This window comes from Caballeronia sp. RCC_10, from assembly GCF_041360715.1.
Taxonomy (GTDB): Bacteria; Pseudomonadota; Gammaproteobacteria; order Burkholderiales; family Burkholderiaceae; genus Caballeronia; species Caballeronia grimmiae.
This window is the reverse complement of sequence record NZ_JBFUPT010000006.1, coordinates 56857-68381: the sequence shown is the minus strand read 5'-3', so window position 1 is coordinate 68381 and position 11525 is coordinate 56857. Positions and strand designations below refer to the sequence as shown.

9 protein-coding genes are annotated in these 11525 nt (G+C 62.8%); 8 read left to right on the top strand and 1 reads right to left on the bottom strand.

Going from position 1 to position 11525, the window contains the following annotated elements:
- Nucleotides 1-23 precede the first annotated feature (23 nt).
- Nucleotides 24-1220, top strand: coding sequence for a formaldehyde dehydrogenase, glutathione-independent (fdhA, locus tag AB6804_RS13610; protein WP_370886878.1), 1197 nt, complete (start codon nucleotides 24-26; stop codon nucleotides 1218-1220).
- A gap of 54 nt (nucleotides 1221-1274) precedes the next feature.
- On the opposite strand, the gene AB6804_RS13605 is transcribed toward fdhA, so the two are convergent.
- Nucleotides 1275-2270, bottom strand: a complete 996-nt coding sequence (locus tag AB6804_RS13605) for a GlxA family transcriptional regulator (RefSeq protein ID WP_035962800.1) — start codon at nucleotides 2268-2270, stop codon at nucleotides 1275-1277.
- 416 nt (nucleotides 2271-2686) lie between these two features.
- Here AB6804_RS13605 and AB6804_RS13600 point away from each other — a divergent pair, with 416 nt between their 5' ends.
- Genes AB6804_RS13600 through AB6804_RS13570 form a run of 7 tightly spaced genes read left to right on the top strand, consistent with a single transcriptional unit; the run spans nucleotide 2687 to nucleotide 11474 of the window.
- The gene (locus AB6804_RS13600) at nucleotides 2687-3961 is read left to right on the top strand and encodes a serine hydroxymethyltransferase (protein ID WP_370886877.1); all 1275 of its coding nucleotides are present in this window, start codon (nucleotides 2687-2689) and stop codon (nucleotides 3959-3961) included.
- A 19-nt stretch (nucleotides 3962-3980) separates the two neighbouring features.
- On the top strand, nucleotides 3981-4952 hold the full coding sequence (locus AB6804_RS13595; protein ID WP_188885365.1) for a dipeptidase: 972 nt from the start codon (nucleotides 3981-3983) through the stop codon (nucleotides 4950-4952).
- 22 nt (nucleotides 4953-4974) lie between these two features.
- Entirely contained in the window at nucleotides 4975-5517 is a 543-nt protein-coding gene (locus AB6804_RS13590; RefSeq protein WP_370886876.1) for a DUF5943 domain-containing protein, read from the top strand.
- Between the two features lie 45 nt (nucleotides 5518-5562).
- Nucleotides 5563-7626 (top strand): FAD-dependent oxidoreductase, encoded by a 2064-nt coding sequence (locus AB6804_RS13585; RefSeq protein WP_370886875.1) that lies wholly within the window; start codon nucleotides 5563-5565, stop codon nucleotides 7624-7626.
- A 12-nt stretch (nucleotides 7627-7638) separates the two neighbouring features.
- Entirely contained in the window at nucleotides 7639-9552 is a 1914-nt protein-coding gene (locus AB6804_RS13580; protein WP_370886874.1) for a (Fe-S)-binding protein, read from the top strand.
- A 3-nt stretch (nucleotides 9553-9555) separates the two neighbouring features.
- Nucleotides 9556-10719, top strand: a complete 1164-nt coding sequence (locus AB6804_RS13575) for an electron transfer flavoprotein subunit alpha/FixB family protein (RefSeq protein ID WP_370886873.1) — start codon at nucleotides 9556-9558, stop codon at nucleotides 10717-10719.
- Complete coding sequence (locus tag AB6804_RS13570) at nucleotides 10716-11474, top strand: electron transfer flavoprotein subunit beta/FixA family protein (RefSeq protein WP_370886872.1); 759 nt, start codon at nucleotides 10716-10718, stop codon at nucleotides 11472-11474. Before AB6804_RS13575 ends, AB6804_RS13570 begins: the two co-directional genes overlap by 4 nt.
- Nucleotides 11475-11525: the final 51 nt, after the last annotated feature.

Here is an 11525-nt window from a genome sequence, read left to right as displayed (position 1 = left end):
CACGAATCCAAGGAGACGTATCAATGAGCACCAATCGCGGCGTCGTATATCTCGGTCAGGGCAAGGTCGAGGTCCAGTCCATCGACTATCCAAGAATGGTCGATCCGCGTGGCCGCGACATCGGCCACGGCGTCATTCTCAAAGTCGTCAGCACCAACATCTGCGGGTCCGATCAACACATGGTCCGCGGCCGCACGACCGCCGAAGTCGGCCTCGTGCTCGGACACGAGATCACCGGCGAAGTCATCGAAATCGGGCGCGACGTGGAGACGCTGTCCATCGGCGATCTCGTCTCCGTGCCCTTCAACGTCGCATGCGGACGCTGCCCCACGTGCAAGGCGCAACACACGGGCGTGTGCCTCAACGTGAACCCGTCGCGCGCAGGCGGTGCGTATGGCTATGTCGACATGGGCGGCTGGATCGGCGGACAGGCCGAGTACGTCATGGTCCCGTACGCCGACTTCAACCTCCTCAAGTTCCCCGACAAGGCTCAGGCGATGTCGAAGATCCGCGACCTCACCTGCCTCTCGGACATCCTCCCGACGGGTTACCACGGTGCGGTCATGGCAGGCGTGAAGCCGGGCGCAACGGTTTATATCGCGGGCGCGGGGCCTGTCGGGATGGCGGCAGCCGCATCGGCGCGTTTGCTGGGCGCGGCATGCACGATCGTCGGCGACATGAACGAGGAGCGCCTCGCGCATGCACGCAAGATGGGCTTCGAGACGATCGATTTGTCGAAGGACGCGACACTCGCCGAACAGATCGAGCAGATTCTCGGCAAGCCCGAAGTCGATTGCGCCGTCGATTGCGTCGGCTTCGAAGCACATGGTCATGGCAACGAACACAACGAGGAAGCGCCGGCCACGGTCCTCAATTCGCTGATGGAAATCACCAAGGCAGCAGGCGCGATCGGCATTCCGGGTCTCTACGTGACCGACGATCCCGGCGCCGCCGATGCCGCCGCCAAACGAGGCAGCCTGAGCATCCGCTTCGGCCTCGGCTGGGCGAAGTCGCATTCGTTCCATACGGGCCAGACGCCGGTGATGAAGTACAACCGTAACCTGATGCAGGCGATTCTGTGGGACCGTCTGCCGATCGCGGATATCGTGAACGTGTCGGTGATTTCGCTCGATGAAGCGCCGGATGGTTATCGCAAGTTCGATGGCGGCGCGCCGCGCAAGTTCGTGCTCGATCCGCACGGCTTGCTCAAGGCGGCCTAAGAAAGCAAAAGCGCCTCTGAAAAGAGGCGCTTTTTTTTGCAGCGGCGCAAGTCGTCAGGCCGCCATTACCGGCACCGCGCTCAGGGACGGCGCCTGCTTCCTTCGCTCGCGCGTCGGCGCAGTGCCGAACGCATCGCGATAACTCTTCGAGAAATGGCAAGCTGACTGAAACCCGCAAGCCATCGTGATGTGCATGATGGACATATCCGTCTGTAGCAGCAACTCGCGCGCGCGGCGCAGGCGCAGCGTCAGATAGTAATGCGTCGGCGTCATGCCGAGATGCTCGCGGAAAAGCCGCTGCAACTGCCTTTGCGACATGCCGGCCAGCCGCGCGAGTTCTTCGCGCGAAAGCGGCTCTTCGATGTTGTTCTCCATCAGCGAAATGACTTCGAACAAGGACTTGTTCGCTGATCCCAACCTTGCGACGAGCGGCATGCGTTGCTGCGCGCTCGTATCGCGCACGTGTTCGACAATGAACTGCTCCGCAATCTGCGTCACGCGCGCTGTGCCGACGCGCGCCGCGATCAGGTTCAGCATCATGTCGAGCGGTGCAACGCCGCCCGTGCACGTCACGCGATCGCGGTCGATGACGAACAGTTCCTTCAGGAAACGCGTATCCGGAAACTCTTCCTTGAGCGCGGACATGTTCTCCCAATGAATCGCGCATGCATAGCCCGCCAGCAAGCCGGCGCGGGCGAGCGCATACGTTCCGGTGCAAAGGCTGCCGAGCATGCTGCCCGTGCGCGCAAAGCGTCGCAATGCGGACAGATGAGCGGGCGTCGTTGCACGCTGCACGTCGATGCCGCCGACCACGAACACGATATCCGGCTGTCCCACGCATTCCACCGGCCCCGTATCGACGGATAGCCCGTTGCTGGCCGTCACCGGCCCGCCTTCGGGACTGACGATAGACCACCGATACAACGGCTGCCCCGTCAGATAGTTCGCCATGCGAAGCACTTCGATCGCGTTGGTGAACGCCATCATCGTGAAGTTGGGCAGCGGCATGAACGCGAAGTGCGTCAGTGCCGCCGTGCGATCGGAAGACATGGGGAAATTGATTCCTTGGAATCGAATCTATTGTTTAACGCCGTGGCTGCGGCCTTGTGCCACTCCTGCATTGTGATAACGAGTGCAACTTGCATGCCATCGGGCTAAACCCTGAATAGGCGGGGCGGCGCCTTCGTTTGGCTGAAGGCGACGCACTAGGGCGGCGCGCACGGTCGTGCACAAGCACTGACTCGGCGCACGATCGTTCCGCCAGCGTGCAGCGCGAGCGTACTAAAAACGCCACTACACCCAAAGCTGATTCGGCACTTGTCGAAAACAGACGCGCATGTCGGAAAAGGTAAAGAACGCGTCTAAATTCATAAATTGACCGGGAAGACGAAGGTCAAGAATAGACGCAACGATGAAAGCGCGAGCTTCATCCACCGACCGTTCTTCTACTGACCCCGGACCTCTCAATGTCTAACTCGAATCCCTTCTTCGACGCGCCGCTCGCGACGCGGGACGCCCCAGTGCGCGGTGCGATCCTGCGCGAGCTGGAACGACAGCAATCGCAAGTCGAGCTGATCGCGTCGGAAAACATCGTGTCGCGCGCCGTGCTGGAAGCGCAAGGTTCCGTGCTCACGAACAAGTACGCGGAAGGGTATCCGGGCAAGCGCTACTACGGCGGCTGCGAATTCGTCGATGAAGTGGAAACGCTCGCAATCGACCGCATCAAGCAACTGTTCAACGCGAAGTTCGCCAACGTGCAGCCGCATTCGGGTGCGCAGGCCAATGGCGCGGTGATGCTCGCGCTCACGAAGCCGGGCGATACCGTGCTCGGCATGTCGCTCGATGCAGGTGGGCACCTGACGCACGGCGCGAAGCCGGCGCTGTCGGGCAAGTGGTTCAACGCGGTGCAGTACGGCGTGAATCGCGACACCATGCTGATCGACTACGAGCAGATCGAAGAGCTCGCGCAGCAGCACAAGCCGTCGCTCCTCATCGCGGGCTTCTCGGCGTATCCGCGCAAGCTCGACTTCAAGCGCCTGCGCGCCATCGCCGACGCGGCGGGCGCGAAGCTCATGGTCGATATGGCGCATATCGCGGGCATCATCGCGGCGGGCCGCCATGACAATCCGGTCGATCATGCACACGTGGTCACGTCCACGACGCACAAGACGCTGCGCGGCCCGCGCGGCGGCTTCGTCCTGACGAACGACGAGGACATCGCCAAGAAGATCAATTCAGCCGTGTTTCCGGGGCTGCAAGGCGGCCCGCTGATGCACGTGATCGCGGGCAAAGCCGTCGCGTTCGGCGAAGCGTTGCAGCCTTCATTCAAGACATATATCGACGACGTGCTCGCCAATGCACAGGCGCTCGGCGAAGTGCTGAAGGCAGGCGGCGTCGATCTTGTCACGGGCGGCACCGACAACCACTTGCTGCTCGTCGATTTGCGTCCGAAGGGCCTGAAGGGCAATCAGGTGGAACAGGCGCTGGAACGCGCGGGCATCACGTGCAACAAGAACGGCATTCCGTTCGATACGGAAAAGCCCACGGTCACATCGGGCATTCGCCTCGGCACGCCCGCCGGCACGACGCGCGGCTTCGGCGTGAACGAATTCCGCGAAACCGGCCGCCTCATTCTCGAAGTATTCGACTCGCTGCGTGAGCATCCGGAAGGCGATCCGCAAACCGAACAACGCGTGCGCCGCCAAATTTTTGCGCTGTGTGAGCGCTTCCCCATCTACTGAGAACACGGAGCAACAAGCGATGAGCACTTTGCACGACGACAGCATCATCATCGACGGTCTCAACATCTCGAAGTTCGAGCGCTCCGTGTTCGAGGACATGCGCAAGGGCGGCGTCACGGCCGTCAACTGCACGGTCTCGGTATGGGAAGACTTCCAGAAGACCATCGACAACATCGCGGAAATGAAGCAGCAGATCCGCGAATACAGCGAGATTCTCACGCTGGTGCGCACGACCGACGACATCCTGCGCGCGAAGAAGGAGAACAAGACCGGGATCATCTTCGGCTTCCAGAACTCGTATGCGTTCGAGGACAACCTCGGCTATATCGAAGTGTTCAAGGAACTGGGCGTGAACGTCGTGCAACTCTGCTACAACACGCAGAATCTCGTCGGCACCGGCTGTTATGAGGCCGATGGCGGTCTCTCGGGCTATGGCCGCGAAGTGATCCAGGAGATGAACCGCGTGGGCATCCTGGTGGATCTCTCGCACGTCGGCGCGAAGACGTCATCGGATGCAATCGCGTGTTCGAAAAAGCCCGTGACGTATTCGCATTGCTGCCCGTCGGGGCTCAAGGAACATCCGCGCAACAAGACCGACGAGCAGCTGAAGGAAATCGCCGATGCCAACGGCTTCGTCGGCGTGACGATGTTCGCACCGTTCCTCAAGCGCGGCGCGGAGGCGAATGTCGATGACTATCTCGAAGCGATCGAATACGTGATCGATGTGATCGGCGAAGACAAGGTCGGCATCGGCACGGACTTCACGCAAGGCTACAGCACTGAGTTTTTCGACTGGATCACGCACGACAAGGGCCGTTATCGCCGGCTGACGAACTTCGGCAAGGTCGTGAATCCGGAAGGCATTCGAACGATCGGCGAGTTTCCGAATCTCACCGCCGCAATGCAGCGCGCCGGGTGGAGCGAGTCGCGCATCAAGAAGGTGATGGGCGAGAACTGGCTGCGCGTATTCGGCGAAGTGTGGCACGTCTAAACAATTAATAAGGGAACCCGCGATGCAACCGCAACTGCCTATCGACGTCGACGCGCAAACCGGCGTCTGGACCACCGACGCGCTGCCGATGCTGTACGTACCGCGCCATTTCTTCACGAACAACCACGTGGCCGTCGAAGAAGCGCTCGGACGCGAGACGTACGCCGAGATTCTCTACAAGGCCGGCTACAAGTCCGCGTATCACTGGTGCGACAAGGAAGCCGCGAAGCACGGCATCGCCGGCATGGCGGTGTTCGAGCACTACCTGAAGCGTCTTTCGCAACGCGGCTGGGGTCTCTTCGATATCGTCGAATCGGACCCGCAAAGCGCGATGGCGCGCATCCATTTGCGTCATTCGTCTTTCGTGCTCGCGCAGCCGGGCAAGCAGGGCAAGCTCTGCTACATGTTCGCCGGATGGTTCGCGGGCGCGATGGACTGGGTGAACGACACCGCACCCGACAGCACGAAGAAGGGCCCGCGCTCGCGTTCCATCGAAACGCAATGCGCGGCGGAAGGCCACGACCATTGCGTGTTCGAAGTGTCGCCGATCCAGCTTCACGCATAGCACGCACAGCAAGCATTAACGCATATCAATTCGAGGTCTCCCGTCATGCGTTACCCGAACCTTTTCAAGCCACTCACGCTGAACAAGCTGACCCTGCGTAACCGCATCGTCAGCACCGCGCACGCGGAGGTGTATGCAGAACCGGGCGGCTTGCCCGGCGACCGCTACATCCGCTATTACGAGGAAAAGGCGAAGGGCGGCGTGGGACTCGCCGTCTGCGGCGGATCGAGCCCGGTGTCCATCGACAGCCCGCAAGGGTGGTGGAAGTCGGTGAACCTGTCGACGGACAAGATCATCGACCCGCTCGCGCGCCTGGCTGAAGCGATGCATCGTCATGGCGCGAAGATCATGATCCAGGCGACGCACATGGGCCGCCGCTCGGCATGGCACGGCGAGAGCTGGCCGCATCTGATGTCGCCATCGGGCGTGCGGGAGCCGGTGCATCGCGGCAACGCGAAGATCATCGAAATCGAAGAGATTCGCCGCATCATCGAAGACTTCGCGGCGGCTGCGAAGCGCGTGAAGGATGCGGGCATGGACGGCATCGAGATATCGGCGGCGCACCAGCATCTGATCGACCAGTTCTGGAGCCCGCGCACCAACTTCCGTACCGACGAATGGGGCGGCTCGCTGCAGAACCGCCTGCGTTTCGGTGTCGAAGTGCTGAAGGCCGTGCGCGAAGCGGTCGGCGCGGACTTCTGCGTGGGCCTGCGCATGTGCGGCGACGAGTTTCACGAAGACGGTCTCGATCACGAGCAACTCAAGGAAATCGCACAGGCGATGGCCGAAACCGGCCTTATCGATTACATCGGCGTGATCGGTTCGGGCGCGGATACGCACAACACGCTCGCCAACTGCATGCCGCCGATGGCGCTGCCGCCCGAGCCGTTCGTGCATCTTGCGGCGGGCATCAAGTCGGTGGTGAAGCTGCCGATCATGCACGCGCAAAGCATCCGCGATGCGGGCCAGGCCGAGCGCCTGCTCGCGAATGGCATGGTCGATCTCGTCGGCATGACGCGCGCGCAGATTGCGGACCCGCATATGGTCATCAAGATTCGCGATGGCCGCGAGGACGAGATCAAGCAATGCGTCGGCGCGAACTACTGCATCGACCGCCAGTACAACGGACTCGATGTGTTGTGCGTGCAGAACGCCGCGACCTCGCGTGAAGCGACGATGCCGCATGTCATCGAGAAGTCGCGCGGGCCGAAGCGCAAGGTGGTCGTCGTCGGGGCCGGCCCGGCGGGACTCGAAGCAGCGCGCGTGGCAAGGTCGCGTGGCCACGATGTCGTGCTCTTCGAGAAGAACGATTACGTCGGCGGGCAGATCATGCTCGCTGCAAAAGCGCCGCAGCGCGAGCAGATGGCGGGCATCGTGCGCTGGTTCGACATGGAAACGAAGCGCCTTGGCGTGGACCGCCGTCTGGGTGTGGCAGCGGACGACAAGGCAATCATGGCCGAGAAGCCGGACATCATCGTACTTGCAACGGGCGGTTCATCGTTCACGGATCAGGTGCCCGCTTGGGGCGTCGATCAGGGACTCGCCGTGAGTTCGTGGGACATTCTTTCGGGCAAGGTCGAGCCGGGCAGGAACGTGCTCGTCTATGACGGTGTGAGCACGCATGCGGGCGCGGGCGTCGCGGACTTCATCTCGTCGCGTGGATCGAATGTCGAGATCGTGACGCCCGATGTGAAAGTGGCGGACGACGTCGGCGGCACCACGTTCCCCATTTTCTATCGACGTCTCTATGCGCAAGGCGTCATTCACACGCCGAATTACTGGCTCGACAAGGTGTACGAGGAAGACGGCAAGAAGATCGCCGTGCTGCGCAACGAGTACACGGAAGAGCAGGAAGAGCGCGCGGTGGATCAGGTCGTGATCGAAAACGGCAGCACGCCCAACGATGCGCTGTACTGGAAGCTCAAGTCCGAGTCGCTCAATCGCGGACAAGTGGATGTGCACAAGCTCTTTGCATCGGAGGCGCAGCCGTGCCTGTCCGAAGAACTCGGCAACGGGCGATTCCTGCTGTTCCGCGTCGGCGACTGCATCTCGATGCACAACATCCACGGCGCGATCTACGACGCGCTGCGTCTTTGCAAGGACTTTTGAGGGCATTGCGCGATGAATCCCGTGTTTGTCATCACCGTCTTGCTGTGGGCCTCGGTTGCGGGCCTCGCCTTCGCCATCATGAGGCGCGCGGCGTACTGGCGCGAAGGGCGCGCGACCGTTGCGGGCGCTTATGGATGGGGCAACCTCCTGACCATCCCCAAGCGCTATTTCGTGGACCTGCATCATGTCGTTGCGCGCGATCCGTATATCGCAAGAACGCACGTCGCGACAGCGGGCGGCGCGATCCTCGCGATGGCGCTCGTGTTCCTCAACTACGGCCTCGCCATCTATTCGCCGTGGCTCGACAAGGCAATCTTCGTCGCGGCGCTGATCATGTTCGTTGGCGCGGTGTTCGTGTACCGGCGCAGACACAGTGCGAAGGCGGTGCCCGCGCGTCTGTCGCGTGGACCGTGGGACAGCCTGCCGCTTCTGCTCGGCTCGTTCGCGCTCGGCCTCGCGCTGTTCATGCTGTTGCCTGCAACGTGGATGTCCGGTGCGCTTGCGATCATCGTCGCATTGCTGATCGGCGCGGGCGCCTACACGATGACCTTCGGCGCGGCGCGCGGCGGACCGATGAAGCACGCGATGGCCGGCCTCCTGCATCTCGCGTTTCATCCGCGGCAGGAGCGCTTCAAGGCGAAGCACGATCAGGACGTGGTGCCGCCCACGGCACTGAAGATGCCCGTGCTCGATGCGAAGGAGTATGGCGTCGGCAAGCCGATCGAGTTTCGCTGGAATCAACTGCTGAGCTTCGATGCGTGCGTGCAGTGCGGAAAATGCGAAGCCGCATGCCCCGCGTTTGCATCGGGTCAGCCGCTCAATCCGAAGAAGCTGATTCAGGACCTGGTGACGGGCATGGTCGGCGGCACGGATGCCGCGTATGCAGGCAGTCCCACGCCAGGCATTCCGGTCGGCAAGCATGCCGGCGCGCCCGGCAAGCCGCTCATCTCGAGCATGATCGAAGCCGACACCATCTGGTCATGCACGACGTGCCGCGCTTGCGTGCAGGAGTGCCCGATGCTGATCGAGCATGTCGATGCGATCGTCGACATGCGCCGCAACCAGACGCTCGTCGAAGGCAACGTGCCGGGCAAAGGCCCGATCACGCTCGCGAATCTGCGCGAGACGGGCAGCGCGAACGGCTATGACATCGGCGCGCGCTATGACTGGTCCGTCGATTTGCAGGTGCAGGTCGCACAGCCGGGCCGCATGGTCGACGTGTTGCTCATAGCAGGCGAAGGCGCGTTCGACATGCGCTATCAACGCACACTGCGTGCGTTCGCAAAGGTGCTGAACAAGGCGGGCGTCGATTACGCGGTGCTCGGCAGCGCGGAAACCGATACGGGCGACACGGCTCGGCGTCTCGGCGATGAAGCCACGTTCCAGCAATGCGCCGCGAAGCTCATGGACACGCTCTCGCGCTATTCGTTCAGGCGCATCGTGACGGCGGACCCGCACGTGCTGCATAGCCTGCGCAACGAATATCGCGCGCTCGGCGGCTTCTACGAAGTGCAGCATCACACGGCGTTCATGGCGGAACTGGTCGCGAGCGGCAAGCTCACGCCGAAGGCCGCAGCGGTGCTCGCCGACAAGAAGATCACGTATCACGATCCTTGTTATCTCGGCCGCTATAACGGCGAAACCGAAGCGCCGCGCAAGCTGCTGAAGACCATCGGTATCAAGGTGGTCGAGATGGAGCGTCACGGCATGCGTGCGCGATGCTGCGGCGGTGGCGGCGGTGCGCCGTTGACGGATATCCCCGGCAAGCAGCGCATTCCGGACATCCGCATCGCGGATGCGAAGGCGACGGGCGCGGAAGTGGTCGCCGTCGGTTGCCCGCAATGCACCGCGATGCTCGAAGGCGTGGTCGGTCCTCGTCCCGAAGTGCTCGACGTGGCGGAGCTGGTCGCCGCAGCGCTGGAGTAACGCATGAACACGATCAAACGAATCGATCCGCGCCGGCCTTTCGTCGTCACGACGGCAGGACTCAGGCGCATCACGCTCGGCGAGATCGGCACGGGCGCGATGCTCGACTTTGCGTCGACGCATGCCGCGCATCACGATGCGGTCAAGCCGCGCCGCACGGCGAAGCCCGCGCGCCGTGTTTTGCTCGTCGCGGCGCACACCGATCGCGGCGCGCTCGACGATCACGCGCGCCAGGCGCTCGCCGCAGCCGCCTTGCTTGCGGACGATGAAACCGAAGTCGTGCTGATCGCGTTCGGCGCGTTCAGCGATGATGCTGCATCGCTCGGTGCGGACCGCTATATCGAACTCGAAGCGTTCGATCGCCGCCGCTATGCGCCCGATGATGAAATGCGTGCGCTTGCGGCATGCGTCGCGGCGTTTGCGCCCGCGCATGTCTTCATGCCGGACAACGCAACCGGCGATGGCGACCTCGGCCGCCGCTACGCCGCGCACGCGGACGCCAGCATCGCTACGCATGTCGTGGAGCTGGATGCGTCGCATGTTGCATCGTATGCGCAGGCGGGCCGTGCAATCGCATCGCGCGCATTGCCCGATGTCGTTCTGCTCGCGCCGAACTCGGTGGATGCGAAGCTGCCTTTCGTCGGCGCCGGCGAACGCGTGCAGAGCGAAGGCATCGTGCCCGCTGCCGTCGAGAGCGCTTACGTCGATCTCGGCATCGAAGAAATGGATGCCGCGCAAGTCGCGCTCGAAGAAGCGGACTTCATCATCTCGGCGGGCAATGGCGTGTCCGATATCCCCGCGTTCGAAGCGTTGGCCTCGACGCTCGGCGCGGCGATCGGTGCGAGCCGTGTCGCCGTCGATGATGGCAAATTCACGCGCGACAAGCAGATCGGCGCGACCGGCAAGACCGTCGAAGCAAGCGTGTATATCGCGTTCGGCATCTCGGGCGCGGTGCAGCACTTGCAGGGCATCAAGGATTGCCGGCATGTGATCGCCGTGAATCTGGATGCGAGCGCGCCCATCGCCAAGCGCGCGAATCTCACGATCGTCGCGGATACGCAAGAGACCATCAAGGCGCTGACCGATGCAGCCGCTGCCGCGCGTGCATCGCGTGCGAACGGGGCGTCGATCGTCGAAACATCGCTGGCGGAAGGAGCGTTCGCATGAAGATCGCCGTACTCGTATCCGTGGGACGCCATCCCGTGAGCGGCACGGCGCGTTACAGCCGCAACGATGCAGCGGCGCTCGCCATCGCCCTCGATATCGCCAAGCAACACGGCGCGCAACTCGATGTGCTGCATGCCGGCGATCCGGGCAGTCCGGCGCTTGCCGAATATCTCGCACTGGGCGCACCGCGCGTCGAAGTGCTCAACACATCGGGCGATGCCTCCGCTGCGCTCGCCCAACGTCTCGCAGGCTATGACCTCGTGTTTACGGGCACGCGTGCCGAAGGCGCGTTCGATAGCGGCACGCTGCCCTACAAGCTTGCGGATGCGCTGAACGTTGCGCTCGTCGGCTCGGCAGTGGATGTCAGCGTAACAAGCGAAGGCGTCGAAGTGCGGCAGTTCATGCCCAAGGGCTTGCGCCGCCGCGTGCGGGTGCAACTGCCCGCGCTCGTCGCGGTTCATCCGCTGGCGAACGCCGCACCGCGTTATGCGTATGCGCGCATGAAGGAAGGGCGCGTCGCGCCGGTCGCGGCCAACGCGCCGGTGGACAACGAACAGAGCGCGTGGACGCTCGGTCCAGTCACCGCGAAGCCGAAGCGACTCGCCGCGCCGGAGAAGCGCACTGGCCACGCACGCATGCTCTCCGCGACGACGACGGAAAGCCGTGGCGGCAGCGTCGTAATTGAAGGGAGTTCCGTCGAAAAAGCACAAGTGATTCTGGCGTATTTGCGCGAGCATCAACTCGTCGACTACTGATTTCGACGGCAGCAGGCGGGCAGACAAACGGGCACAACAGCGGGCCAAAAA